This is a genomic window from Planococcus maritimus (genome assembly GCF_001592825.1).
GTDB lineage: Bacteria > Bacillota > Bacilli > Bacillales_A > Planococcaceae > Planococcus > Planococcus maritimus_C.
The window spans coordinates 14,725-40,304 of the sequence record NZ_LTZG01000063.1 but is presented as its reverse complement, the minus strand read 5'-3'; the positions used below and the strand labels follow the sequence as shown (position 1 = coordinate 40,304).

The 25,580-nt window shown below is 48.8% G+C and carries 22 protein-coding genes; 2 read left to right on the top strand and 20 right to left on the bottom strand.

The window, feature by feature from the left end; translation table 11 throughout:
- Positions 1-86: 86 nt before the first annotated feature.
- A complete protein-coding gene (locus AY633_RS15445) occupies positions 87-1,553 on the bottom strand; it encodes a DHA2 family efflux MFS transporter permease subunit (protein WP_068489090.1) in 1,467 nt (488 codons plus the stop codon).
- A 183-nt stretch (positions 1,554-1,736) separates the two neighbouring features.
- Here AY633_RS15445 and AY633_RS15440 point away from each other — a divergent pair, with 183 nt between their 5' ends.
- Positions 1,737-2,579, top strand: a complete 843-nt coding sequence (locus AY633_RS15440) for a TetR/AcrR family transcriptional regulator (RefSeq protein ID WP_068489089.1) — start codon at positions 1,737-1,739, stop codon at positions 2,577-2,579.
- A 44-nt stretch (positions 2,580-2,623) separates the two neighbouring features.
- On the opposite strand, the gene AY633_RS15435 is transcribed toward AY633_RS15440, so the two are convergent.
- The 7 genes from AY633_RS15435 to AY633_RS15415 form a co-directional block, all read right to left on the bottom strand.
- A complete protein-coding gene (locus AY633_RS15435; RefSeq protein WP_068489088.1) occupies positions 2,624-4,072 on the bottom strand; it encodes an amidase family protein in 1,449 nt (482 codons plus the stop codon).
- Positions 4,073-4,141: 69 nt separating this feature from the next.
- Positions 4,142-4,300 carry a Fur-regulated basic protein FbpA gene (locus tag AY633_RS16425; protein ID WP_082799263.1) on the bottom strand — a complete coding sequence of 53 codons (159 nt, stop codon included), beginning with the start codon at positions 4,298-4,300 and terminating at the stop codon, positions 4,142-4,144.
- 120 nt (positions 4,301-4,420) lie between these two features.
- Complete coding sequence (locus tag AY633_RS15430) at positions 4,421-4,852, bottom strand: DUF1801 domain-containing protein (RefSeq protein ID WP_068489087.1); 432 nt, start codon at positions 4,850-4,852, stop codon at positions 4,421-4,423.
- Between the two features lie 182 nt (positions 4,853-5,034).
- On the bottom strand, positions 5,035-6,393 hold the full coding sequence (gene rlmD, locus AY633_RS15425) for a 23S rRNA (uracil(1939)-C(5))-methyltransferase RlmD (protein ID WP_068489086.1): 1,359 nt from the start codon (positions 6,391-6,393) through the stop codon (positions 5,035-5,037).
- Positions 6,394-6,481: 88 nt separating this feature from the next.
- Positions 6,482-6,592, bottom strand: coding sequence for a cytochrome bd oxidase small subunit CydS (gene cydS, locus AY633_RS16930; protein ID WP_374703198.1), 111 nt, complete (start codon positions 6,590-6,592; stop codon positions 6,482-6,484).
- Between the two features lie 15 nt (positions 6,593-6,607).
- Complete coding sequence (locus AY633_RS15420; RefSeq protein ID WP_068461124.1) at positions 6,608-7,636, bottom strand: cytochrome d ubiquinol oxidase subunit II; 1,029 nt, start codon at positions 7,634-7,636, stop codon at positions 6,608-6,610.
- A complete protein-coding gene (locus AY633_RS15415) occupies positions 7,633-8,979 on the bottom strand; it encodes a cytochrome ubiquinol oxidase subunit I (RefSeq protein ID WP_068489085.1) in 1,347 nt (448 codons plus the stop codon). Before AY633_RS15415 ends, AY633_RS15420 begins: the two co-directional genes overlap by 4 nt.
- Before the next feature lie 199 nt (positions 8,980-9,178).
- On the opposite strand from AY633_RS15415, the gene AY633_RS15410 reads away from it, so the two are divergent.
- Positions 9,179-9,613 carry an NUDIX hydrolase gene (locus tag AY633_RS15410; RefSeq protein WP_068489084.1) on the top strand — a complete coding sequence of 145 codons (435 nt, stop codon included), beginning with the start codon at positions 9,179-9,181 and terminating at the stop codon, positions 9,611-9,613.
- A gap of 49 nt (positions 9,614-9,662) precedes the next feature.
- Here the strand turns inward: AY633_RS15410 and AY633_RS15405 are convergent, their stop codons facing one another.
- From AY633_RS15405 to AY633_RS15350, 12 genes are all read right to left on the bottom strand, one after another.
- On the bottom strand, positions 9,663-10,577 hold the full coding sequence (locus AY633_RS15405; protein ID WP_068461117.1) for a diacylglycerol kinase: 915 nt from the start codon (positions 10,575-10,577) through the stop codon (positions 9,663-9,665).
- A 101-nt stretch (positions 10,578-10,678) separates the two neighbouring features.
- Entirely contained in the window at positions 10,679-11,236 is a 558-nt protein-coding gene (locus AY633_RS15400; RefSeq protein ID WP_068489083.1) for a thioredoxin family protein, read from the bottom strand.
- Positions 11,237-12,746: 1,510 nt separating this feature from the next.
- Entirely contained in the window at positions 12,747-14,177 is a 1,431-nt protein-coding gene (gatB, locus tag AY633_RS15395) for an Asp-tRNA(Asn)/Glu-tRNA(Gln) amidotransferase subunit GatB (protein ID WP_068489082.1), read from the bottom strand.
- Positions 14,174-15,643 carry an Asp-tRNA(Asn)/Glu-tRNA(Gln) amidotransferase subunit GatA gene (gene gatA / locus AY633_RS15390; RefSeq protein ID WP_068489081.1) on the bottom strand — a complete coding sequence of 490 codons (1,470 nt, stop codon included), beginning with the start codon at positions 15,641-15,643 and terminating at the stop codon, positions 14,174-14,176. Before gatA ends, gatB begins: the two co-directional genes overlap by 4 nt.
- 18 nt (positions 15,644-15,661) lie before the next feature.
- Positions 15,662-15,952: an Asp-tRNA(Asn)/Glu-tRNA(Gln) amidotransferase subunit GatC gene (gene gatC / locus AY633_RS15385; RefSeq protein ID WP_068489080.1), complete on the bottom strand. Its 291-nt coding sequence runs from the start codon at positions 15,950-15,952 to the stop codon at positions 15,662-15,664.
- A gap of 99 nt (positions 15,953-16,051) precedes the next feature.
- Positions 16,052-17,182 carry a CamS family sex pheromone protein gene (locus AY633_RS15380; RefSeq protein WP_068489079.1) on the bottom strand — a complete coding sequence of 377 codons (1,131 nt, stop codon included), beginning with the start codon at positions 17,180-17,182 and terminating at the stop codon, positions 16,052-16,054.
- Between the two features lie 12 nt (positions 17,183-17,194).
- The gene (gene ligA / locus AY633_RS15375) at positions 17,195-19,201 is read right to left on the bottom strand and encodes an NAD-dependent DNA ligase LigA (protein WP_068489078.1); all 2,007 of its coding nucleotides are present in this window, start codon (positions 19,199-19,201) and stop codon (positions 17,195-17,197) included.
- Between the two features lie 15 nt (positions 19,202-19,216).
- Positions 19,217-21,433 carry a DNA helicase PcrA gene (pcrA, locus tag AY633_RS15370; RefSeq protein WP_068489077.1) on the bottom strand — a complete coding sequence of 739 codons (2,217 nt, stop codon included), beginning with the start codon at positions 21,431-21,433 and terminating at the stop codon, positions 19,217-19,219.
- 31 nt (positions 21,434-21,464) lie between these two features.
- Entirely contained in the window at positions 21,465-22,166 is a 702-nt protein-coding gene (locus AY633_RS15365) for a heptaprenylglyceryl phosphate synthase (protein WP_068489076.1), read from the bottom strand.
- A gap of 130 nt (positions 22,167-22,296) precedes the next feature.
- Positions 22,297-22,617: a YerC/YecD family TrpR-related protein gene (locus tag AY633_RS15360; protein ID WP_068489075.1), complete on the bottom strand. Its 321-nt coding sequence runs from the start codon at positions 22,615-22,617 to the stop codon at positions 22,297-22,299.
- Between the two features lie 43 nt (positions 22,618-22,660).
- Positions 22,661-23,710, bottom strand: a complete 1,050-nt coding sequence (locus AY633_RS15355; protein WP_068489074.1) for a DUF3048 domain-containing protein — start codon at positions 23,708-23,710, stop codon at positions 22,661-22,663.
- Positions 23,707-25,446: an adenine deaminase C-terminal domain-containing protein gene (locus tag AY633_RS15350; protein WP_068489073.1), complete on the bottom strand. Its 1,740-nt coding sequence runs from the start codon at positions 25,444-25,446 to the stop codon at positions 23,707-23,709. The genes AY633_RS15355 and AY633_RS15350 overlap by 4 nt, the downstream gene beginning before the upstream one ends.
- Positions 25,447-25,580 lie beyond the last annotated feature (134 nt).

Here is a 25,580-nt window from a genome sequence, read left to right as displayed (position 1 = left end):
ATGCTTTAAGTGTACCATATTCGGCCCAGCACCGCCTTTTCAGGCAAATGAAAAGGCGGCTCCTTTTTTCAAGGAACCGCACTTTTTCAATCGGCATAACGTTGTTTATAGACGCGTTCTTTCTGTGCTTCCGTTGCTTTTTGGTTAGGCTTTTTAATGAACAAAGCTAATAGGAAAGCAGCGAGTGCGATATATGTCGATACCGTAAACGAAAAATTGATGCCTTCGAGCATCGCAGGGATGGTTGCTTCCTGTGCGCTTGTGCCGGCAGCGACCAAATCTTGTACCGTTGCTTCGGTGCGCGTATTCATCAAGGTCACGAGAAACGCAGAACCGATCGCACCGGAAACTTGCTGCAAAGTATTGTTGATAGCGGTCCCGTGCGGATAGGATTTCATCGGCAATTGGTTAAGCCCATTGGTCATGACGGGCATCATGACCATTGAAATGCCGAACATGCGCAAGGTGTAAATCGCCATAATTTGAAAATATCCTGTATCCACTGTTAAGTTGCTGAACAAATAAGTGGTGATGACGACAAGAGCCAGTCCAGGCAATGCCAGCACTTTGGCTCCGAACCGGTCAAAGATGCGCCCGGTGATTGGGGACATGATTCCCATGACGAGTGCGCCCGGGAGCATCATCAAACCAGACTGTATTGGAGAGATCCCCTTGATGGTCTGGATGTAGATTGGCATAAGAATCATGGCCGAGAACATCGCCATCGACAAAGTGATCGAAATGACTGAAGACAAGGCGAACATCGGATGCTTATAAACACGAAGTTCCAATAGCGGCTCTTTTAGCTTCATCTGGCGGAAGGAAAAGACCGTCAAGGAAAGCAGGCCAACTGCAATTGTCAAATAAACGGCCGGATTTTCCCAGCCGAGCGAGCCGGCGGAACTGAATCCATACAACAAGCCGCCAAAGCCAAGACTCGATAGAACAAGTGACAAGGGGTCTAGCGACAGCTCACGATTTTGGAACGTCAGGTTTTTTAATTTGAAGATCCCGAGCAAAAGCGGGATCAATGCGACAGGCAAGACGATGAAAAATAGCACTCTCCAGGAATAGGTCTGGACGATAAATCCGGAAAGGGTCGGGCCGATTGCCGGCGCGACGACCATGACCATGCCGAAGACGCCCATCGCCTGCCCTCTTTTCTCGACCGGGAATGCGGCGAGCATGACATTCATCAACAAAGGCATCATAAGTGCAGCGCCAGAAGCCTGCACCATGCGGCCGATCAACAGGATGGCAAATGCTGGTGCCAATGCAGCCAGCAAGGTCCCGATCGAGAACAAGGACATCGCGACAATGAAAATCGCCCGGTTCGAATAGCGTTGAATCAAATAAGCGCTCGCTGGGATTAGAATACCGTTGACGAGCATATAGCCCGTGACGAGCCATTGGGCCGTCGCGGCATCGACTTTCAAGTCAATCATGATTTCCGGCAAGGCAATGTTCAAAAGGGTTTGGTTGAAAATCGCCACAAATGCTCCAGTGAACAAAATGGCGATAATTCCATATGGGGGTTTCGTTGTTTCTGTCATCGTTGTTTCCTCCGTCTCACCGAATTATTTCGGCATTTTATACTCTATCGACATATTTTATACTCATAGTATAGTTTTTACAAGAAAGACGAATCAGTAATAGGCAATAAGTTTGAAACATTGATTTCATCAGCTTTTGGCGGTATGCTTTGGCTATACTATCAGTCTAAAAAAGGGGATATTATGAATCCTAAAAAACAGCAAATCATCAATGCCGCCCATCACTTATTCATTAAGAAAGGGTATAATGCCTCGTCTATACAAGATATTCTGGATGAAGCCGGCATTTCCAAAGGCACCTTCTATAATTACTTTACTTCTAAATCGGAATGCCTCATCGCGTTGATGGAATCGATCGCTGAAGATATCCGGTCAGCACGCATATCGGTCGCTTTTGGTGAATCCCCGAGTGACCCGGATCTTTTTGCAAAACAACTCGCGATCCGCATCCGCATGAACCACGAGAAAAATTTATTTTCTTTGTACGAAAGCATTTTCTACTCACAAGATGAAGAATTGAAAGCTTTCGGAAAAAGCCAGTATATTTTGGAACTCAAGTGGCTAAGCAGCCGAATCATCGATTTATTCGGTGAAAAAGTACGGCCCTACGCATTAGAGAATGCCGCTATCGCAAATGGCGCGCTACAACAATTGATGCATGTCTGGCGCTTTGGCACCGAACAACAGCTGCCACTAGACGAATTGACCGATTATATTGTGCATCGTATGAAGCAAGCGGTAGAGATTCAATTGAAAGATGGCAAGCAATTTCTCTCGGAAGGCTTGTTAGGCCAGCCTCAACAGCCGCCGGCATTATCGGACAGTGTCCCCCAATTGCAAGCATTCGCAGAGCAAGCAGAAAACGATGACGTGAAGCAATTGCTGACATTTTTGGCCGATGAATTAACAGCTGAACAACCACGCAATGCCGTCCTTAGCAGCGTTCTGACTTCGTTAGGCAAAATGACAGAGTCTGAAGCAGGACTGCAGAGACTGCTTGAACAATTATGGCGTGAAATCAAATGAAAAAATCCCCTTCCCTGGAAGTTTCTCCAGAGAAGGGGATTTTCTTATAAGGGACGCCTCCGCCCCGCTACCGCTTGTTCAAATGCATATGCATACTCAATCAGTTTCGGTTCATCAAATGCTTGGCCGGCAAATGTAATGCCGAACGGTTCGCCAGCGGCTGTCAATCCCGCTGGCACTGTAATGGATGGGAAACCCGCAGCAGCCCCGATATTGCAGCCGAAATCTTGAGGCAACAAAAGCGCATCTGCGCCAGCTTGTTGAAGCTGTTTTTTCATGCCTTGTTCAGCCGCGAGGAACCGGTTGCGTTCAAGTGCCTCGACATATTCCCGCTCCGTCAAATTTCCGCTCATGAGATTTGCCTGCTGCAAGAGATTTTGGCCGAATTTTAACATCTGCTCAGCGTGCTCTTCATTGTATGAAATGATGTCACTCATGGAACGAATGCGGTGGTCGGGGTTCGAACGCGCCAAATAGGCATTCAAATCTGCTTTGAATTCATGGAGCAGCACCGCAAAACCGAGATCTTCCTGCTCGGTGCCGATATCGACTTCCTTGATGGTAGCTCCGCATGCGCGCAACTGCCCCATGGCTGCTTCGAAAGCTTTGGCCTGGTCATCCGGAATTTCTTTAAACAATTGACGGTCTAAGCCGAGGACGACGCCGGACAATCCGTCGCTTTTCAAATGCTGCTGCCAGTCATAGCCTCTAAATTGGTCCGCCAACACGGTAATTACATCTCCTGAGTCTGTCCCTATCAATGCGGCAAACACCGACACCGCATCTTCCACTGAGCGTGCAAGCGGACCTGCTGTGTCTTGCGTATGCGATAAAGGAATGATTCCCGTCCGGCTCACCAGTCCGACAGTTGGCTTGATGCCAACCAGGCTATTCTGTGCCGCTGGATTAATGATTGAGCCGGAAGTTTCCGTCCCGATTGCAGCCACAGCCAAATTTGAAGCCACTCCAGCCGCCGACCCTGAACTCGATCCGCCGACATCAAAAGGGCCATACGGATTTTTCACCTGGCCGCCGCGTGAGCTGAAGCCATTGGTCATCTTATCGCTCATAAAATTCGCCCATTCGGTCATATTCGTTTTGCCGAGGATAATCGCACCTGCCGCTCGCAGCTTTTCTACCACCTTGGCATCCCGCAGCGCATAGTGATCTGCCATCGCGAGTGATCCTGCACTTGTATGCATGCCATCTCCAGTATCCATATTGTCTTTTACGAGCAAAGGGATGCCATGTAAGCTAGAGCGCGGCCCTTTATGCTTACGTTCAAAGTCTAGTGCTCGAGCGGTCAACAAAGCGTCGGGGTTGACCTCAAGTACTGCATGGATATGTCTATCGCGCAGTGAAATGTTTTCTTTATACATCAGCACGAGCTCTTCTGAAGTCAACTTGCCTGTTTCCATCTCCTGCTGCAATTCAGCAATCGTCATTTCATCGAGCTTATTTTTCCGGTAGTCCTCTAGTTTTTGATGGTGCATGCCTTTTCCTCCTACATGGTACAAAATAAGCCTCGTCTTAAGGCCAAAACTATCTAAAAAAGCCCGAGCTCATGAGCTTAGGCTTTTATCGGTATATTCCTTTAGCAGTTCAAATAAAGACAATTCATAAAGCTGTCTGCCGTTGATCTTAAAGACATTCTTCGAAACGAGCTCATCAATGACCTTCGACCGTTTGTCCTCGAATTTCGACTCGGGTATGTGTTCCATCGTGCTTCTTCTCTCCTTACAGATAGTGTCACTATTTCTATACCCGAAGGGATCATAGCCTAAAACCTGCCAAAAGAAAAACTGCCCATAATTTTTTCTCCCGCCCTTATTTCGACAAATTTACGTTTCCCCTTTGTCCGGATAGCGTTTTTGCAAATAAGAGACTGCATTGCCAATCAATTCTTTCAACACGTCGGGATCGATATCGCTGAACTTATTGATGTAAATACAAGATTTACCCGCAGTACATTTTCCGAGGCGTTCGAGTGCATCCGGCTCTTTTTCCGCACACCCTGTCAGATACAGGCTGATTTTCGCTTTGCGTGGGGAAAATCCAGCGAGCGGTGCATCGCCTTCATGGCCAGTTGCGTACCGGTAGTGGTAAGAACCAAAACCGATGATGCTGTCGCCCCACATTTTTGCTGGATAGCCTGTCGCTTGCTCAAAAAGCTCTAGTAACCGATAAGCATCTTCTTTTTTAGATGGCTTTTCCACTGTTTCGATAAATTCGATGACGCTGCCTTCATGCTCTTTTGTTTTTTGTTCGTACATTCCGCACCCTCCTTTTAAAAAATTCTGCTTTAACCTACTTCTCTAGCTACTATCGGTTATCCTGCTGTACATCAAGTCGAACTCCGCCACAGAAGTAAGGAAACCCATTTGGAGGCATAAAAAAACTCCCAGACTGTTTTCAAGAAAAAGTCTGGGAGCATTTGATCACATGGCGCTGGCAGTTATCTCGTCAACCAAGCCACACACTCGACGTGCGTCGTCTGCGGGAACATATCGACCGGCTGGACTTCCTGTGTCCGGTAGCCGCCGTCTTCCAAGATTCGCAAATCGCGTGCCAGTGTCGCAGGGTTGCAGGAAACGTAGACGATGCGCTGTGGCTTTTGTTCGAGCATCGTTTGCAGCAGTGCTTCGTCGCAGCCTTTTCGCGGCGGGTCGACAACGAGCACATCTGCTTGTTTACCGTCTTTGTACCAGCGCGGAATGACTTCTTCAGCTGGCCCTGCTTCGAATAAAGTATTTGTGAAGCCGTTCAAGTCGGCATTGCGTTTGGCATCTTCGATCGCTTGTGGGACGATCTCGACGCCCATGACAAATTTCGCGCGCTGTGCAAGGAATAACGAAATCGTGCCGATGCCGCAATATGCATCGATTACTGTCTCGCTTCCTGTCAGCCCCGCATAGTCAAGCGCCTGCCCGTACAGCACTTCTGTCTGTTCCGGATTAACTTGATAGAACGACCGCGCAGAGATCTCGAAGCGCACATCGCCAATGCGGTCTTCAATGATGTCTTTGCCCCATAGATTGATCGTTTCGTTTCCGAAGATGACATTGGTCTTGTCTCCGTTGACGTTTTGCATGATCGATGTCACCTCAGGCAATGCGGCGCGGATCGCTTCTACGGCACGTTCTGCTTGCGGGAATTTCTGCTTCTTCGTCACCAATACGACCATCAATTCGCCCGTCACGCGCCCTTTGCGGAGCACGACGTGGCGCAGCATGCCGCGGTGCGTCTTTTCTTCATACGGCTCGATGCCCATGTCCTGCAAATTGCGCTTGAGCGACGCCATCAAGGTGTCCGCTTCCGGCGTTTGGATCAGGCAGATATCGGTATCGGCAATGCGGTGCGAACGCGGCTGGTAGAAGCCGGCGACGACGCGGCCATCATCCATGCCGAACGGGATTTGTGATTTATTGCGGTAGCGCCATGGGTTGTCCATGCCTTTCACTGGATGGACCGGCACGTCGGGTAATTTGCCGAGACGCGCCATCGCATCGCGCACGACTTTTTCTTTATACTTTAGTTGCCCTTCGTAGGACAAATGCTGCAATTGGCAGCCGCCGCAAATCTCAAACACCGGACACGGTGCGTCGATCCGGTCTGCGGATTTCTCTTCAATCGAGATGAGCTTGGCAAAGCCGTAGGATTTCAATGTTTTCAAGACATGCACCGTTACGGTCTCCCCTGGCAATGCATCTTTAATAAACAGCGGATAGCCCTCCACTTTGGCGACGCCGGCACCGTCATGCGTCAAGTCTTCAACATAGACCGACAAACGGTCATTTTTGGTTACTGGTTTCATTACGTTCACTCCATTTCACATTGCCCTATTGTAACATATCCGCTTTTTCAGCAGTAAAAAACTGCGGCGGGAAATTCCCGCCACAGCTTTATTTTTTATCTTTCGTTACTGGGCCATCTTTTAATGATATCCAGAAACCGACGGCAATCGCCAGGATAATGACCAGAAACGGCGCGTAGAAAATGAAAAAATCATTCATCTTTCATAGCCTCCTTCAGGCATGATAATCCGATTTCCCTTTGACGTAATCTTTGTCGAACAGGAACAGGCGGAACAATAGATAAAGCGAGGGCAATAATAGCCCCAGTCCTGCAATAAAGGCGATAATTAAGGCGATCGCCATTGATTCATTCGTGAAGCTATCGTAAATCGTCAAATGCGGATACAACAGATACGGGTAATGCGATGCCCCGTAGGCAAAAAACGCGGTAAAGAACTGGCCGACGAGCAAGATGAACGCCAAACCGTAATTGCGCTTTTTCCAAATCAAAAATACGGTGCCGAGGAACAATAGGAACGATAACGCAAACATCCACCACAGATCAAGCAAGCTCGCGTAATGTTCAGGGTTATGCCCACGAAGTTCGAAAATGATGCCGGTTGCGGTGATGATCGTCGGTCCGGCCCATACCAACGCGTATTTTCGCACCAATTGAGTCGCCTTTACGTCTCCCGCTTTGTGTGCATACCAAGTCAAGAACACAGCGGAAATATAAAGCACCGCTGCAAGGCTCAAGACGACAATGCTCCACATTAACGGGCTTGTAAAAAGTGCCCAGTAATCAAGCGAGGGCTGCCCGCCTTCAAGACGCATAAAGCCGCCTTCTGAAATGGCCAGTACCGGCGACAAAGCCGCCGGAAGCAATAGGCCAGATAACCCGTACATATAAATATAGCCGCGATGGTCGATCTTCGCGCCGTATGTGGCGAATGCATAATACGAACCGCGCACGGCGAGCAATATCAAGGCAAGACTTGCCGGCACGAGCAGTGTTGTGCCGTAGTAAAACGCCGTCTGCGGGAAAAACCCGATAATGCCGACGAAGAAGAATACGAAAAAGACGTTCGTCACTTCCCATACCGGCGACAGATAACGCTGGATGATGCCTGTCAAGATATGCTGCTTGTCCGAGAAAGCGCTATAAGCGTTAAAGAATCCGGCGCCGAAATCAATCGACGCCACAATGACGTAAAGAAACAAAAACAACCAAAGAACGGAAATCCCGATAATCTCAAGTGTCATGATTCCTCACCGCCTTTACTGGATTCACGCTGTGCCAGCTCTTTCTCAACTGGATTGCGTTTATACATGCGGGACAAGACAACGACCGTCCCGATTCCGAGAATGACGTAGAGGCCGGCGAACAACACGATCATCAAATCGACTTGCCCGCTTGCCGTTGCCCCTTCACTGGTCTTCATATAACCGCGCAAGATCCATGGCTGTCTGCCGACTTCTGTAAACCACCAGCCAGCTTCGATGGCAATCATTGCGAGCGGACCGCTGAGCACCGTCAGCCAGCGGAACCATTTCTGCTTGACGAGGGACCAGCCGCGCCAAGATCCGACTACGAAGACGAAGGAGAAGAACGCAAGCCACATGCCAAGTGTGACCATCGTATCGAACAAGTAATGGATCCACAGTGGCGGAATTTCATCTTCTGGGAAATCATTCAAGCCGATGACCTCACCACTTGGGACGCCGTGCGCCAAAATACTCAATGCATATGGGACGCGGATCGCGTATTTTGGCTCTTCGCCGTCCAACACGCCAAACAGCACAAGTTCGGCTTCCGGTCCTGTTTCAAAATGCCACTCAGCCGCCGCCAGTTTTTCTGGCTGGTATTCGGCCAAGTATTTCCCGGAGAAGTCGCCGATGATAGCGGTCGCTACCGAAAAGATCAATGCGAGCTTCATCGTCAGGAACAATGCTTTTTTGTGGTAAATATGATTCGATCCCCGCAGCAAACGGAAAGCCGCGATTGATGCCAAGATAAAGGCACTTGTCATGAATGCTGTCGACAAGACGTGCGCGACTTTTGTCGGCACTGCCGGACTGAACATCGCGAGCAACGGGCTCACGTTGACCAGTTCGCCATTCAATACATCAAAGCCTTGCGGCGCATTCATGAATGAATTGACGATGGTGATGAATATAGAAGAAGCCGCCGCTCCGAGTGCGACCGGCACTAGCAGGAGAAAATGTTTACGCTGATCTTCAAACCGATCCCACGTATACAAATAGATCCCAAGAAAAATCGCTTCAAAGAAAAACGCAAAGACTTCCATGAACAACGGAAGCGCAATGACATTCCCTGCCATTTGCATAAAGTTCGGCCACAATAATGATAATTGCAACCCGATTGCGGTACCGGTCACGACACCGACCGCGACCGTGATGACAAATCCTCTTGCCCAGCGCCGTGCCAGGAGGATATAATGCTCGTCATTTTTTCTGATCCCGACCCATTGGGCAATCATGATCATGAGCGGGATCCCTACACCGATCGTTGCGTAAATGATGTGAAAAGATAGGGTCATCAAGGTTAGTATCCGGCTCATTAAAGCCGTATCTTCAAATCCCAAAATTCTCGTCCCCTTTACATGGGCTAAAACTCAACCCGTTATATGTTTTATTGTACCTCAAAGCCCCCCCTATAAACTTCTGCGAGGCATTCGATTCCGCCCGATGTTTGAATAAGCTGTGACAAAACGAACACATAAGCATTGAAATTTTGCTGAATTTTTAGTATTCTATAATGAACAAAAGAAAAGGATGATTCATATGGAAACAAGCAGAAAGGTATTTGCCTATATCACCAGAGGCGAAGAAAACAACAAAGAATTGCTCGTATTCGAGTACAAAGGCGAACCTGAAGTCGGACTGCAGGTGCCAGGCGGAACGATCGGCGATGGCGAATTGTTGATTGATGCCCTGTACCGTGAAGTGAAAGAAGAAACCGGCTTGCCGCGCAATGTGCTCGAATTCGTCGGGAAAATCCACAAATACAATTACTACCCGGCACATAAAGAAAAAGCGTACGAGCGCAACATCTTCCATTTTGAATACACTGGCGAAAAAATTGACGAATTTGAACATACGATCAAAAGCAAAGGCCGCGACAATGGGCTAGTCGTCCAGTATCGCTGGGAACCAATTGAAGACCTCCCGAAGCTTGCGGCAGACCAAGACGAAGCCATCGAATTGCTGGAATATTAAGCTTAAAAAAACGATTCGCTCCCCCACACCGGGTTGAGCGGATCGTTTTTTATTTGCGGTCTTTTTCTTTGATGTATTCCAGCGGTACGAACATTTCAATATGGCGCTCCAAGTTCTCGAAAGTAGCCGGCAAAATACCGCCAAACTCGCCGTCCAAGTTGAGCAAGACGCGTTCATTGGATGTCACTGAAATCTTGCTTGCCTTCACATATAAGACATGAGGGTCGGATAAATGTTCCCCGCGAAGCGCTAGGGAAGCCACGCGGATAAACTCTGCCATATTCAACTCTTTCAGAATAAGCAAAGTAAATTTGCCATCATTGATGCTCGCGTCCGGCGCTAGCTTTTCAAAACCGCCGACGGAATTGGTCAAGCCAATCAAGAACATCATCGCTTTGTCGTCGAACACTTGCCCATCGTATTCAATGCGGACGCGTGAAGAACGAATCGACGGAATCATCTCGATGCCCTTTAAGTAATAGGCCAACTGGCCAAGTACCGTCTTGAGTTTGCTCGGAACTTCATAAGTTAGCTCCGTTAGACGGCCGCCTCCGGCAATATTGACGAAATAACGGTCATCGTTCATCACTCCGATATCGACAGGGATCGACTCACCTTTGATAATGATGTCAACGGCGCGGTTGATGTCGCGCGGTATGCGTACGGCGCGCGCGAAGTCGTTAGTTGTGCCCATTGGAATCAAGCCCACTTTCGGGCGTTCCGGATATTTGGCAATTCCTGAAACCACTTCATTAAGTGTCCCGTCTCCGCCAACTGCCACTACCAAATCAAATTTATGCTCGACGGCATATTCTGCCGCCTTGACTGCGTCCCCTTCACATGTTGTTGCATGGCAAGAGGTTTCGTATCCTGCGATTTCCATCTTTTGCAATACTTCCGGAAGGTGGCGGCGGAACAATTCCCTGCCGGATGTTGGGTTATAAATTATGCGTGCTCGTTTCATCGGATTCAGCCTTTCTGGACCATTCTCTAAAAACAGGACATGACAGGGCTGCAGAAAGTTCCCGCGAACGGGACATTCTGCAGCCGGCTGTCTGTATGGTATTACAAGATTTCTTGCAAGCTTTTGCGAATGTCTTCATACGTATCTTGCCAGAGATCCGGATCAGACGTGAAACGATCCGATATCTCTCCGACAATCGTTTTCCAATGCAATTCGTATTGAGGATTTTCTTTTTCCGGCAGTTTTGTTTTCTTCTCATCGACCATCTGTTGGACTTTTGGTGAACGTGGCCCCCACGAGCCCATTACTTCCCCACTTCCGGACAGGAAGATGTATTTCGGAATCGACTTGCCGCCATTCGTCAAATAGCGCTCCATGAGTTCTGGGTTGTCATCGCGGTAAACACAGCGCACTTCGAGATCCCCCGCTTCTGCCAATTTTCTCAAAATCGGGTTGACCATCATCGCATCGCCGCACCAGTCTTCGGTAATCGCCAAGATGTTCACTCGCTGCTGTTTCAACTTATCGATAAATTCCGCATCGTCCGGCAGTTCGAATTTCTCGTAGATTGTGTAAGTTTTTTCTTGGTTCGACTCCATTTGCGCCATGTATTTCTCCAGCGTGATGGCGTGCTCAAAATATTCCAGTTCCGTCATCATTCTATCACGTCTCCTTACCCAACAGTTTACCTGTTCTTTTCCCTTTGCGGCAAACTTTTAAGCAAAAAGCTGTGGAATTGTTCCAATTAAGTCTACATTTCGCAGTCGGTTACTATTTTGTCATGCAGAGCAGTCAATTAGACGTGAGAGCGAAATGGATAATTCATCGTACATTTTATCACGAGATAGTCGCCTTTCTCTTGGGGCTTATCTTTCGCAATGAGGCAAGAAGAACACTTAGCTGGACTTTTATAGTGAGATGAATCGTGCATTGATTATTTCATAATGAAGGAGCCGCCTCTCGCTTGGGGCTGGCCTCCCACAATGAGCCGAGAAGGACGCTCGTCTCATTGCTTCGGCTCGCCCATATGCGCGGTTCGGCTTTAGATTTTATTGAATGTTGTGTGTGAGCAAGTATCGCTGTTGATTGTGTTCATCCGCTGGTATCAACGCTTAGTTTGACTTGATAGCGAGATGAATCGTTCGTTAATTATTTCATCTTCAAGCAGTCGCCTTCCGCTTGGGGCTGGCCTCTTGCAATAAGCCAAGAAGAACACTTGTCTTATTGCATCGGCTCGCCCTTGGGCGCGGTTCGGCTTTTGGATTTCATTGGGTATTGCGTGCTAGCAAGTATCGCTGTTGATTGTGTTCATCCGCTGGTATCAACGCTTAGTTTGACTTGATAGCGAGATGAATCGTTCGTTAATTATTTCATCGTGAAGCAGTCGCCTTCCGCTTGGGGCTGGCCTTTCGCCATGAGCCGAGAAGGACACTCGTCTTATGGCTTCGGCTCGCCCTTGGGCGCGGTTCGGCTTTTCGATTTTATTGGATGTTTCGCGCGAAGATGCGTCACTGTTGAGTGTCTTCATTCGCTGGTATAGACGTTTAGCTAGACTTGATAGTTAAATGAATGGTCCATTGATTGTTTCATCTTCAAGCAGCCGCCTTCCGCTTGGGGCTGGCCTTTCGCCATGAGCCGAGAAGGACACTCGTCTTATGGCTTCGGCTCGCCCTTGGGCGCGGTTCGGCTTTTCGATTTCATTGGATGTTGCATGCGAGGATGCGTCTTTTTTTATATTCGTTCGGTGGTGAAGGTGCCTAGCTAGAGTTGATAGTGGAAAAGATGGTTCACTAGCTATTCTTTACGCAATTACAAAGCTGTCTAAAACTATTTATACTAATTTCAGTGACAGTTGAATTTTATTTCCCCATTATACTTAGAGATGAAGCGGAAAGGGGCCGACGCCTGAGGGACCGCGCGGGCTGGCGAGACAATGGTGGCGCGCCCTTTGCCACCTTGGCTCAACACCCGCCCCTTATTCGGGCAGCTGAAAACGCGACGTCCTGTCGCATCAGCTGCATGACCTGCATCCTGCAGGCCTCAAGCGTGCCCCTTGGAGCGGAATCTCAAGGAAATAACATTTCGACTACCAGATTTAGCTTTTGAATCGCATTCACTAAAATAATCCACACAAAAAAAGGATGGCTGAGTGAGCCATCCTTTTTCTGATTAACGTTTCGCGATTTCCTCTAGGAGGATTTTGTTCAAGAGCGGCGGGTTGGCCTGTCCTTTTGTCGCTTTCATGATTTGCCCAACGAGGAAGCCGATTGCGCGATCTTTCCCGTTCTTGTAATCTTCGATCGACTGCGGGTTGGCGTCCAATGTATTGGTAACGTATTCAAGCAATACGTTTTCGTCCGAGATCTGTACCAAGCCTTGCGCTTTGACGATCTTGTTCGGGTCTCCACCTTTTTCGATCAATTCCTTGAAGACTTTCTTAGCGATCTTCGAGGAAATCGTGCCTTCGCCGATTAATTTGATCATGCCGGCAAGCCCTTCTGGTGTTAGTTCCGTTTCTTCGAGCTCTTTGTTCTGGGCGTTGAGATATGCGGACACTTCACCCATCATCCAGTTGGATGTCAATTTCGCGTCAGCCCCGGCTTTCACCGTCGCTTCGAAGAAATCGGAAATCGGCTTCTGCAAAGTCAATACCATAGCGTCATATGACGACAAGCCAAGTTCTGAGACGTAGCGGGCTTTGCGGGCGTCCGGAAGTTCCGGAATTTCTGCGCGCACGCGCTCGAGCCAGGCGTCGTCGATGACGATATCGACCAGGTCCGGTTCTGGGAAGTAACGGTAATCATCCGAACCTTCTTTGATGCGCATGAGCAAGGTTTTACCAGTCGACTCATCATAGCGGCGTGTTTCCTGCTCGATGATACCGCCTGCGAGCAATACTTGCTCTTGGCGGATCTGTTCGTGCTCCAAGCCTTTTTTAACGAAGTTAAACGAGTTCAAGTTCTTCAGCTCGGTTTTCGTGCCGAATTCATCACGGCCGTATGGGCGCAAGGAGATATTGGCGTCGCAGCGAAGCGAGCCTTCTTCCATGCGCACATCGGAAACGCCTGTGTATTGGATGATCGATTTGATTTTCTCCAAATACGCATACGCTTCTTCCGGCGTGCGGATATCCGGTTCTGAAACGATCTCGATCAACGGTGTCCCTTGGCGGTTAAAGTCGACAAGAGAGTGGCCATTGCCGGTATGTGTCAGCTTGCCTGCATCTTCTTCCATGTGAAGACGGGTGATGCCGATGCGTTTTTTCTCGCCATTTACTTCGATTTCTAACCAGCCGTGTTCGCCGATCGGCTGATCAAATTGGGAAATTTGATAGGCTTTCGGGTTATCCGGGTAGAAATAGTTTTTGCGGTCAAATTTGGTGTGGCGTGTAATCTCGCAGTTTAATGCAAGTGCCGCTTTCATCGCCCAATCGACAGCTGTTTTATTGACGACCGGCAAGACCCCAGGGTAGCCAAGATCGATGACATTCGTGTTGGTATTTGGTTCAGCACCGAAATGTGCCGGGGAAGGCGAGAACATTTTGGATTCCGTCTTCAGTTCGACGTGGACTTCAAGCCCGATGATCGTTTCGAAATTCATTGTGCGGCTCCCTCCCATGTTTGCGGTATTTCTTTATGGAACTCGGTCGCCTGCTCGAAAGCATCCGCGACACGGTAGACGGTTTCTTCATCGAAATAATTGCCGATGATCTGCAATCCGAGCGGCAAGCCACTTTCAAATCCACACGGAACTGAGATCGCTGGAACACCTGCCAAGTTGACAGGGATCGTCAAGATATCGTTAGCGTACATCGTCAATGGGTCATCGATGATTTCACCGATCTTGAATGCCGGCGTCGGCGTGGTTGGCCCAACGATAACATCGAAGTTTTCAAACGCCTTATCGAAATCCTGCTTGATCAATGTACGGACTTTCTGTGCTTTTTTGTAATAAGCATCGTAATACCCCGAGCTCAGTGCATACGTTCCGAGCATGATGCGGCGCTTCACTTCATCGCCAAATCCTTCTGAGCGAGTGTTCATATAGAACTCAAGCAGGCTGCCGGCTTTTTCCGTCCGGTAGCCGTAGCGGATGCCGTCAAAACGGGACAAGTTCGATGATGCTTCAGATGAAGCCAAGATGTAATAAGTCGAAAGTGCGTATTTGGAATGCGGCAAGGAAATCTCTTCCCATGTTGCGCCTTTTTCTTCCAATACTTTTAAAGCGTCTTTTACAGCTTGTTTCGATGCTTCGCTGACGCCTTCTGCGAAATACTCTTTTGGCACGCCAATGCGAAGCCCTTGGATATCGCCAGTCAGTGCAGCTGTAAAATCAGGCACGTCCACATTTGCAGAAGTGGAATCTTTTTCGTCGTGTCCGGATATGGCGTTCAACAACAAAGCATTGTCTTTGACCGTGCGCGTAATCGGTCCGATTTGGTCGAACGATGACGCATAAGCGATCAAACCAAAACGCGATACGCGGCCGTATGTTGGCTTCATGCCGACGACGCCGCAAAAAGCAGCCGGTTGGCGAATCGATCCGCCCGTATCGGAACCGAGTGAAAACGGCACTTCACCTGCAGCAACTGCCGCAGCCGATCCGCCTGATGATCCACCTGGAACTGTTTCTAAATTCCACGGATTTTTCGTATTTTTGTAATAAGAGTTTTCGTTGGATGATCCCATGGCGAATTCATCCATGTTCAATTTCCCAACGATGATCATGCCGGCTTCACGCAATTTATCTACAACCGTTGCGTTGTAGATGGGATTGAAGCCTTTCAGGATCAAGCTTGATGCAGTCGTCTCCAGCCCTTCTGTGACGATATTATCTTTTACTCCGATTGGCAAACCGAAAAGTGGGCCGCGCTCTCCTGCTTCCGTTTGGTCCATTTCTGCCGCTTGCTTTGTCGCTTGCTCTTCATTCAATGCCAAAAAAGCGTCGACTTTCGGATCCAATTCCTTCATGCGCTCGAATGTCGCTTTTGTCAGGTCCGTAATCGTCAGTTCCTTGCTATGTAGTAATTCCTGCAATTCTTTTGCAGTTTTATCAGCTAGCTTCATCTGTTTCCCTCCTCACAATCAGTCTAGAATCGTTGGCACGCGAACTTGTCCGCCTTCGTGCTCTTTTACGTTTTTCATCACCATTTCACGTGGCAAGCCTTCGATCGACTTGTCTTCGCGCATCACGTTGACTAGCGGCAATACATGTGTTGTCGGTTCTACATTTTCCGTATCCAATTCATTCAGCAATTCCATCGCATTGGTGATCGCTTCCAATTGGTCCGCAAAATGCACCGCTTCTTCATCGGTAATTGCTAAACGTGCCAAGTGGGCCACTTCGATAACTTCTTCTTTTGTCATTTTCGCCATTTTCTACACCTCCGGATTCAATAAACATACGGTCTATCATACCATTTTTCTAAAAAAATGAATAGAGACAGCCAACTGGCTGTCTCTTAAATTGCCGACCTACTCGTAAATATGGACAACCGGTTCTTCTTCCCCAGCTTTTCGCAAGATGAGTGCTTCCGCTCCGTTCGTTGATGTCACGTTTACTTCAATTTGGACATCGTCCGGAAAATGATCGAGAATCAAGCCTGTGACATATTGCGTAAAACCGATCACTTCAGCCGAACCGTAAAATTGGATTGGGATTTCGATTTTCAGCTCCTGCAATTGGCTATTTTGATAAAAACCTTTTCCAATGACGCTCGTGAAGTTTGAAAAATACACTTCCACATCTTGCTTGAAGTTGCGGAATGCCGTGTCGATATCGCGGTATTGCTCGTTTGTTCCAGACGTCGGGAACACAACATAAGACTCATCAAGATCGTTCCAGTTCGCCACTTCTGTCTCGCCTTTTGGCGCAGCGCCATAAGAGAAATAAGTGCCTGGTGTCATCGCATTGCGGCTGTTCTGGGCGAATAAAGCGACAAGGATCGGCACATCTCCCATGCCTTCTTTCTCCCGTAAGCGCTTGACGATCTCATCTGCCATCCGCTTGCCCTCTGAAACGATTTGATCTTGGGGGATGTTTTCCTCGTAAGGAATATTGTCTGAGGAATTATAATAAACTGTATTCAGCGCAAGCCCGACAGACACCCCGCCAAGGCGGATCTTGTCTTCTTCTGTTTTCACTAAGTAATTCTGCTCAAGGATGTGCGCCAACAGCTCCGGTTGCGGACGTTCGCCTTCATCGGTTTCCGCTTGGCTGCGGCCGTCTTCTGGATTCAGCCCTTGCGGATTGTCTTTGCTTTCACGCTGTAGCCAAAGCGTTGCTTCTTCATCGGTGATTTTTTGGCCTTCCTGGAAATAGTAATCATCCGGTGAAAATTGCTGCTGCGACAGGCGCAATAAGCCGTGCTCTGCTTCTTTGATGTCGTAGCGCGAATTCAACCGGCTGACAATTTTTCCGCGGGTCGCACTTTGCTTATAAGGCAAGAGCGTCCGGTAGTATTGGTCATCGAGCTGCATACTCGGGATGATGGCCGTCTCCGGTTCTTCTTGTTCTGTGTTGATCACTTCTGCTTCGTCGTTTCCGGAAGGGACACATCCCGAAAGCAGCAATAGGCTGATCGAGATCCACCAAATGCGTTTCATATACTAATCTCCTTATTCGTTCAATTCCATAAGCAGGCGCTCTTCATTCCATACTTCCACGCCGAGATCCTGGGCCTTGTCGAGTTTGGAACCGGCTTCCTCGCCAGCAATCAGCAAATCGGTTTTCTTGCTGACGCTGCCGGTCAATTTGCCGCCGAGCGCTTCAATGCGTGCGCCGGCTTCCTGGCGGGTCATGTTTTCCAGCTTCCCGGTCAGGACGATTTTCTTGCCGGCAAATGCATTGGCACCTTCTTCCACGCGGACGATCGTGCCCGTATAGGATAAATTGACGCCGCGTTCGCGTAAACGTTCCACAAGTGCCAAAACTTCTTCCTTTTCAAAGTACGTGACGACGGCATCGGCCATTTTATCGCCGATTTCATGGATGGCAATCAATTCCTCCAGGCTTGCCTGTATCAATTGATCCATCGAACCGAAATGTTCCGATAAGATGCGTGCCCCGCGTTCGCCGACGTGGCGGATGCCGAGGCCGAACAGCAAGCGTTCCATTGAATTGCTTTTGGAAGCCTCTATCGCCTCGATCAAGTTACTGGCAGATTTATCGCCCATGCGCTCGAGTTCGAGCAGCTGCTCTTTGGTCAAAGCGTAAAGATCCGAAACATCCTGGATTAGCCCTTCACGGTACAGTTGCTCGATGACTTTCTCGCCAAGCCCGTCAATGTTCATCGCGTTGCGCGACACGAAATGGATCATGCCTTCGACGATTTGTGCCGGGCATTTCGGGTTGACGCAGCGCAGCGCCACTTCCCCTTCAATGCGCACCAGTTCGCTTGCGCAAGCCGGACATTCAGTCGGCATTTCAAACGGCTGTTCATCCCCCGATCGCATTTCGATCAGCGCTTTGACGACTTCTGGAATAATGTCGCCGGCTTTTCGAATAATGACCTTATCATTGATGCGGATGTCGCGCTCACGAATCAAGTCTTCGTTATGGAGAGATGCACGTTGCACGGTCGTTCCGGCAACAGCGACTGGCTCCAGAATCGCCGTCGGGGTGACGACGCCGGTACGGCCGATGCTCAGTTCGATATCGCGCACCGTCGTCATCACTTCTTCAGCCGGGAATTTATAGGCAGTTGCCCATTTCGGGCTTTTCGCCGTGAAGCCGAGATCTTGCTGGTGGAGAAAGCGATTGACTTTGATGACGATACCGTCGATTTCGTAACTCAATTGATTGCGCGCGTCTGTCCATTGTTCAATGTATGCCAGCACTTCTTCAACCGAGCGGCACACTTTCCGCTCGCCATTCGTTTTAAAGCCAAGTTCCGTCAAATAGCGAAGCGACTCGTCATGCTCGTTCAAGCCGTATGTTTCACCGTCGCCCCCGATGCCATAAATAAAGACATCTAGATTGCGTTTAGCGGCAATCTTGGAATCCAATTGGCGCAAAGAACCAGCTGCAGCGTTCCGCGGATTGGCGAATAATTCCTCGCCCCGCTCTTCGCGATCCGTGTTCAGTGCATGGAACGATTTTTTCGGCATGAATACTTCGCCGCGTACTTCGACCGACACAGGTTCTTTTAGTTTAAGCGGAATCGAACGCACTGTGCGCAAATTGACCGTGATGTCTTCTCCGACACGGCCATCACCGCGCGTCAAACCGCGCACGAATTTGCCGTCTTCGTAATGCAGCGAAACCGCAAGGCCGTCAATTTTCAATTCGCACACATATTCCACAGAATCCCCGGCACCACCACGCACGCGTTTATCGAAATCACGCAAATCTTCTTCATTGAACACATTCGACAAACTAAGCATCGGCCGCTCGTGGCGGACTTTCTCGAAGTTCGACAAAGGCGTACCCCCGACCCGCTGTGTGGGCGAATCCGGGAATATCAAATCAGGGTATACGGTTTCCAGTTCAATCAATTCATGAAGCAATTGATCGTACACGGCATCTGGCACGCTCGGTTTGTCGAGCACATAATAAGCATGCCCATAGTCGCGGAGCAATTCATTCAATTCGGTTACACGTTCTTCAGCTTTGATGCGGTCCATTCAAGTTCCTCCAGATCATTCTTTTTCGATCGGCGCAAATTTCGCGAGTAAACGCTTGATGCCTGTTGGGCTTGGGAAAGCGATATCGAGTTCTGTTTGTTCGCCTTCGCCTTTGACATTGACGACAGTGCCCACGCCCCATTTTTTATGCTTCGCGCGGTCCCCTGTTTTCCAGCCCAAGCGGTCGCCGCCAGATTGCTGGTAAGAAGGTTTCATGACCGCTTTTCGTTTTGGCGCTTGCTTATAACTTGTCGCAGCGCCAGCACGGTGATTGGCGATAGTTTGTTCAATAAGGTCTTCTGAAATTTCGGAAATGAAACGCGATGGCATATTGAAATTGCTTTTGCCGAAAATTGTCCGCGACGAAGCGTGTGTCAAATACAGCCGTTTTTCAGCGCGCGTAATGCCCACATAGGCGAGTCTCCGCTCTTCTTCTAGTTCTTCCTCGTCGTTGTTCGAGCGTGAATGCGGAAAGACGTTTTCTTCAAGTCCTGCGATAAACACGACCGGAAACTCGAGGCCTTTCGCTGCGTGCATCGTCATGAGGATGATCGGGCCATCTCCCGGTTCTTCTTCCTCGTCGAGTGAATCGATATCCGCAATCAAAGCGAGATCGGTCAAAAATGCCACCAATGACTTGTCATCACTTTGTTTTTCGAACGCTTGTGTCACTGTCAGAAACTCATCCAAGTTTTCCAGGCGGCTTTCGCCTTCAATGGTCTTGTCGTTTTGGAGCATTTGGCGGTAGCCGGATTTCTTCAGCACTTCTTCCACCAATTCCGTCACCGACAGGAATTCCTGCATTTCGGTAAACCCGGCAATCATTGACCGGAACTCAAGCGCCGTCTGTGCCGTTTTTGCCGTCAAGCCCATGAAATCCGCTTCCTGCAAGGAATCCATGATGGTGCGGTCCTGCTCGATCGCAAAGCGCGCCATTTTCTCGAATGAGGTCGCGCCGATGCCCCGCTTCGGTTCATTAATGATGCGCGCGAGCGACAAATCATCTTCGTTATTGGCAATCAAGCGCAAATACGCCAGCAGGTCTTTGATTTCTTTGCGGTCATAGAATTTCGTGCCGCCGACGATGGTGTAGCTCATATTCGACTTGACGAACATTTCTTCTAAAATACGCGATTGTGCATTGGTCCGGTACAAAATGGCAAAATCGGAAGTTTTGTATCCTTCTTGCTGCATAAGCTGTTGAATGGTTTGGACGATATACTGAGCTTCTTGGCGCTCATCACCCGCTTTATGAAGCGTAATCGCCGGGCCTTCGTCGTTATCAGTGCGCAATTCTTTCGGATAGCGGCTCGTGTTTTTCTGAATGACGTCGTTTGCCGCCTGCAAAATGCGCTTGGTCGAACGGTAATTTTGTTCGAGCATGATCACTTTGGCATCCGGGTAATCTTTTTCGAACGACAGGATGTTGGTGATATCCGCCCCGCGCCAGCGGTAGATCGACTGGTCGGAATCGCCGACCACGCAAATATTCTTGAATTTCTTCGCCAGCAACTGCACCAATTGATACTGGGCATTGTTCGTATCCTGATATTCATCAACGTGGATGTAATGGAATTTATCCTGATAGTAATCCAGTACATCGGGCACGGTTTCAAACAGTTTTAAGGTCATCATGATCAAATCGTCGAAATCGAGCGATTGGTTTTTTTGGAGCCGTTTCTGGTAGCCAGTGAAGACTTCTGCCACCGTTTTTTCATACGGATTGAATTGATTGGCATTTGCCGCGAAAGTTTCTGCGTCGATGCATTCGTTTTTTGACGACGAAATAGCGTTCAGCATCGTCCGCGGCTCGTATTTTTTCGGGTCCAGGTTTTGCTGTTTCAAGACATTTTTGATGACTGTCAATTGATCGGTCGTATCTAAAATCGAAAAGCTTTTGGAGAATCCAAGCCGGTCGATATTGCGGCGCAAGATGCGCACGCACATGGAGTGGAATGTCGACACCCACATGCGGTCGCCCGTTCCGTGGCCTAATAGCCCATCGATTCGGTTGCGCATTTCACGTGCCGCTTTATTGGTAAAGGTAATCGCGAGGATATTGGACGGATAGACTTGCTTTTCTAGTACGAGATACGCGATGCGGTGCGTCAATACCCGTGTTTTCCCAGATCCCGCACCGGCCATGATCAATAGCGGGCCTTCTGTTGTTTTGACTGCTTCTTCCTGCTCGGGGTTCATGCCCCGCAGCAAGTTTTTCATGATTATTTCCATTGTGCACCACCTCGAACATTTGTTCCTACTATTATAACGATTGCTCAGCCGTTTCCGCAACTGCCTTGACGGTCGCAATCGCTTGGTTTAGATTTTCATAAATAATATTGCCGACAACGATTGTGTCGCTGATGGCGGCCATTTCCTTGGCGCGCTCCGCTGAATCAATGCCGCCGCCATAAAATAGCCGAGTGTCGGATAGCACCGACGCGGTTTTTTTCACTAATTCCGGATTGCCATACATGCCGCTGTATTCCAGATAAAAGATCGGCAACTTAAAGAAATGCTCCGCCATGCGTGCATATCCGAGCACATCCTCTTCGGTCAAAGATGTATCCGCCCCGGTCAAGTGTGCCGCTTTACAGTCCGGATTCAAAATGCAATAGCCTTCCGGAACGATCTCCGTCCAGTCCATGATCTCACCGTACTCTCGGATCGCTTCATGATGAAGCCCTTTGATCCATTTCGGATCACTGCTATTGAGCACCGTCGGAATGAAATAATAATCAAAACCTGGCGTCACCGATTCGACCGTCGACACTTCTAGTGCAACCGGCACCGAATAGTGCATCACACGGGCCATCAACTCCAGGACATTGTCGAGTGTGACATCATCGCTTCCGCCAATCAAGATGGCATCAGTCCCGGATTTGCAAATTCGTTCCAAATGTCCATCTGAAAGCTGCTTTGCAGGATCTAATTTAAAGACATGCCGCCATGTTCGAAAGTCCACAGGTATTCTCCTAACTGTTCTTTGTTTTTCATCTTTCCATTATAACAAAAGATCGGCCAACACTCTGTCCCCATCCATCCACAAATGAAAAATTCAACTCACGAAAAGACTGACCAGCATCATTCGCTGGTCAGTCTTTTGGAAGTTCAATCTGTTTTTCTTCCGGATACAACACATCAAGCATTTCCTCGTATGCATCGTTGCCATAATTCAAGCAGCGGCGCACACGGGAAATCGTCGCTGTACTCGCGCCGGTTTCGTTCTTGATTTTTTCGTAGGTCTTTTTCAAGCGCAGCATATGCGCCACTTCAAATCGCTGTGATAACGATTGGATCTCGCTGATCGTGCACAAATCATCAAAAAATCGATAGGCTTGTTCTTTGTTTTCCAATGCCAGCACCGCTTCGATCAATTGATCGGTCTGCGGCCCTCTAATCTTATCAACTTGCATGCACATTCAACGTCCTTTCATTGCTCTTCGATTGATCCCGCTTCTACGGGCTATATTGTACCGCCTGGTCTATTCCCGGCAACTCCGGAATTATATGGACCCAGGTTTTTCCTTGCATCAATTCAACTGGCCCGTCATTCCCGACTGGCACGAGCATGCCATCTTCTGCGCGCCAAATGATTTCCTGAACGATTCCTTCACGGAACAATAACGCCTGTCCGCCGGAAACGAGATCAATTTCCTGACGCCCTTTCGCATCGATTGTTTCGTGTGCCATTTCCATGACCAAAACATTGGCGACTTCGATCCGCTGCGAAGTATCCTTATCGACCGTGTCGACTCCGCCCGATGACCGGCCGTAAAGCTGCGTCTCTGCATCATACGTATAGGCACTCGCAAAAAGCGGGTCGCCACCGTAGGTTACTTCAATAGAAGCAGCTTGTTCTCCTAGTTTATCATTACTGCCCGCCGCAGAGAAAGCATAAGGTGCTTTTATGCGGTAATTGGGTGAAGTGCCGGTCATCTGCATCGCCAGTTCGACGTTTTCATAAGTAATATAGGAGTTATGTGGCGCAACACGGTCTAACGAACGCTTAAACAAGGTCCCGTCGTATTGCATGCCGTTGACGTGGTCGACCACCCCCGACTCCAGCAATTGCTGTGCTTCCGGGCTGTAACCGTGAGCAATGAAAAATGCGTCATAGCCTTGAGCCAATTCGACAAAATAATCACGCGCACTGCGCACTGGCCCAATAGCTACCGGAAACTGACTTTGATACAACGCTAAAAACCGCGTGATATTGTGCTCTGCAATGATTTCAAAAACCATGTCAGCTTCGACTAGTCCTGTTTGGGGACGCGCTGCTGGGTGATTATTGATGACTGCCATCACCGCACGGCTGTCATACGGCCCGTCTCCTTGCATGCCGGTGAAAGGGGCTGTAGTGAGCACTTCCTCCGACACCTCAGGCGTTTCCGGCAGCTCCGGAGTTACGGGTGCTTCCGGCTCTCCCGCTTGTTCCCTTCCGACCAGCCAAACAACCAAGACAGCGGCAATGATCAGCAAAGCAAGCAAGATCAGCCATTTTTTCATCCCTGGCCCCTCATGAATGCTGGGAATAGAATGGTTTTGTTCATGACGTCATAAATCCCTTTTTGGGTAATGCGGACATACGGCAAATGCGTCGCCATCAAGAACAATAAAGTATAGACAGCGTCGCCATGTTCATAGCCGCGCTCTTTCAACGCTTGCTTCAACTCGGTTTCCTGCTCCATCAAGGTCTCCATCGGCAAATCGGACATGATGCCGCCAATAGGCAGCGGCAATTCGCAGACGGTCTCGCCATCTTCGACTAAGACAATGCCGCCTCTTTGACGCTTCACGGCTTCAAATGCTTTCCACATGTCTTTTTGACTTTTGCCAATTAGTACAATATCGCCTGTATTGGTATAAGACGAAGCGAATCCATCGACTTCTGTTGCGAAGCCTTTGATCAAGGTATTGACCCGCCATTTGCCATTTTTATCGAGAAGCATCAAGAAGCTTTCACCATGGTCTTTCGACAAGCGCTCAACATTCGTATCGACGCTCACAGAATACGGCTTGGTGATGACATCGTTGACCATCTCCACGCCAAACGGCATCGAAAACTGAAAATCGTCATCGGTCAATTCAAAGTCGAGATCCAATTCCGGCAGTACCGACCAATCCACTTCATCGAGTGAGCGCACTTTCTCACCATCGCGTTTGAGCCAGACCCCTTTAGAAATCACACCACTCGGCACCGGGTTATCGATTGCATCAAGAATGTTCAAGTCCGCATAGCGCCCCGTCCCGATCAAACCGTGCAAGCTTGTCAAATTGTAGTAGCGCGCTACATTATAAGAAGCCATCATGTAAGCATCAATTGCCGGAACACCGGCGTCGAGCGCGATCTGGATGCACATATCCATGACCCCGTCTTTATGGAAGACCGGTGTCGAACCATCTGTCGTCATCATCAATTTATCGAAAACATTCAATTCCCGCTCCACAATGCCCGCTAATAATTCCGGCAAATCTGGACGGATCGAGGAATGGCGCAGCGTCACGCCATACCCATGCAATAAGCGCGTCTCTACTTCATCGACAGTCATCGCTTCATGGTCTCCGTCAGCACCGAGCAATTTCATGCGTGCCAAGGTTTTCTCGGAAGCTCCGGGGAAATGCCCCTCAATTTTCTTCAGGCTGATTTTTGCTTTTTGAATCCAATAAAGCATTTGATCGTCGCCAGCCAATAACTTCGGCCAGCCTGTTAATTCCCCGCCTAAGATGACATCCGGCCGTTCTAGCCATTCACCGACCGCTTTTGAGGTGAACTTTTGGTCTTCCCCGACAAGTTCCGTCTGCGAATCGAAGCGTGTCCACCAATAGAATGTGAACGGCAGTTCCGCCATACGGTCCAATAATGTAAACGCTTTCTCGTTTTCTAGCGCTAAAAACAAGGGTAAGTTGTCAGAGATGAACCCGGTTGTCCCACCTTGCGCGGCATAATCGGCGAATTGCTGGGGATTGTAAAGTTGATACGGATGGACATGTGGCTCGATATAACCAGGCACGATCCATTTGCCGCTGACGTCCACTACTTCTGTCTTATCATCGATTTTCGGCATGTCTTGTCCTGCGTAAACGATGCGGTCTCCATCGATCCATATATTGCCGTTCATCCATTTTTTAAATATCCCGTGCAGATAAGTCGCGTTCGTCAGCACAAGGTCCGGGGATAATTCTTTCGATACAATTTTCAATTGTTTCCTTATTTCTGTATTTCTCCATAAAGGGTTTACCATCCGAAGGCACCTGCTCTCTTTTCAATATCCATATATCGTATCCTAGCATAATTATGCATTATTTCACAGAAAATGACCTGAGAACTCTCTACTCATTTACCGCACCGGACATAAAAAATCCACGTCCCAAAGAC

Coding starts and splice junctions, on each gene's coding strand:
- AY633_RS15440 (WP_068489089.1), top strand. CDS start 1,737: ATGAATCCTAAAAAACAGCAAATCATCAATGCCGCCCATCACTTATTC.
- gatB (WP_068489082.1), bottom strand. CDS start 14,177: ATGAATTTCGAAACGATCATCGGGCTTGAAGTCCACGTCGAACTGAAG.
- AY633_RS15355 (WP_068489074.1), bottom strand. CDS start 23,710: ATGAAAAAATGGCTGATCTTGCTTGCTTTGCTGATCATTGCCGCTGTC.
- AY633_RS15445 (WP_068489090.1), bottom strand. CDS start 1,553: ATGACAGAAACAACGAAACCCCCATATGGAATTATCGCCATTTTGTTC.
- cydS (WP_374703198.1), bottom strand. CDS start 6,592: ATGAATGATTTTTTCATTTTCTACGCGCCGTTTCTGGTCATTATCCTG.
- AY633_RS15410 (WP_068489084.1), top strand. CDS start 9,179: ATGGAAACAAGCAGAAAGGTATTTGCCTATATCACCAGAGGCGAAGAA.
- AY633_RS15380 (WP_068489079.1), bottom strand. CDS start 17,182: ATGAAACGCATTTGGTGGATCTCGATCAGCCTATTGCTGCTTTCGGGA.
- AY633_RS15405 (WP_068461117.1), bottom strand. CDS start 10,577: ATGAAACGAGCACGCATAATTTATAACCCAACATCCGGCAGGGAATTG.
- AY633_RS15350 (WP_068489073.1), bottom strand. CDS start 25,446: ATGGTAAACCCTTTATGGAGAAATACAGAAATAAGGAAACAATTGAAA.
- AY633_RS15435 (WP_068489088.1), bottom strand. CDS start 4,072: ATGCACCATCAAAAACTAGAGGACTACCGGAAAAATAAGCTCGATGAA.
- gatC (WP_068489080.1), bottom strand. CDS start 15,952: ATGGCGAAAATGACAAAAGAAGAAGTTATCGAAGTGGCCCACTTGGCA.
- AY633_RS15420 (WP_068461124.1), bottom strand. CDS start 7,636: ATGACACTTGAGATTATCGGGATTTCCGTTCTTTGGTTGTTTTTGTTT.
- rlmD (WP_068489086.1), bottom strand. CDS start 6,393: ATGAAACCAGTAACCAAAAATGACCGTTTGTCGGTCTATGTTGAAGAC.
- AY633_RS15400 (WP_068489083.1), bottom strand. CDS start 11,236: ATGATGACGGAACTGGAATATTTTGAGCACGCCATCACGCTGGAGAAA.
- AY633_RS15360 (WP_068489075.1), bottom strand. CDS start 22,617: ATGCAAGTTGATAAGATTAGAGGGCCGCAGACCGATCAATTGATCGAA.
- ligA (WP_068489078.1), bottom strand. CDS start 19,201: ATGGACCGCATCAAAGCTGAAGAACGTGTAACCGAATTGAATGAATTG.
- AY633_RS15430 (WP_068489087.1), bottom strand. CDS start 4,852: ATGTACGAACAAAAAACAAAAGAGCATGAAGGCAGCGTCATCGAATTT.
- AY633_RS16425 (WP_082799263.1), bottom strand. CDS start 4,300: ATGGAACACATACCCGAGTCGAAATTCGAGGACAAACGGTCGAAGGTC.
- gatA (WP_068489081.1), bottom strand. CDS start 15,643: ATGAAGCTAGCTGATAAAACTGCAAAAGAATTGCAGGAATTACTACAT.
- pcrA (WP_068489077.1), bottom strand. CDS start 21,433: ATGGAAATAATCATGAAAAACTTGCTGCGGGGCATGAACCCCGAGCAG.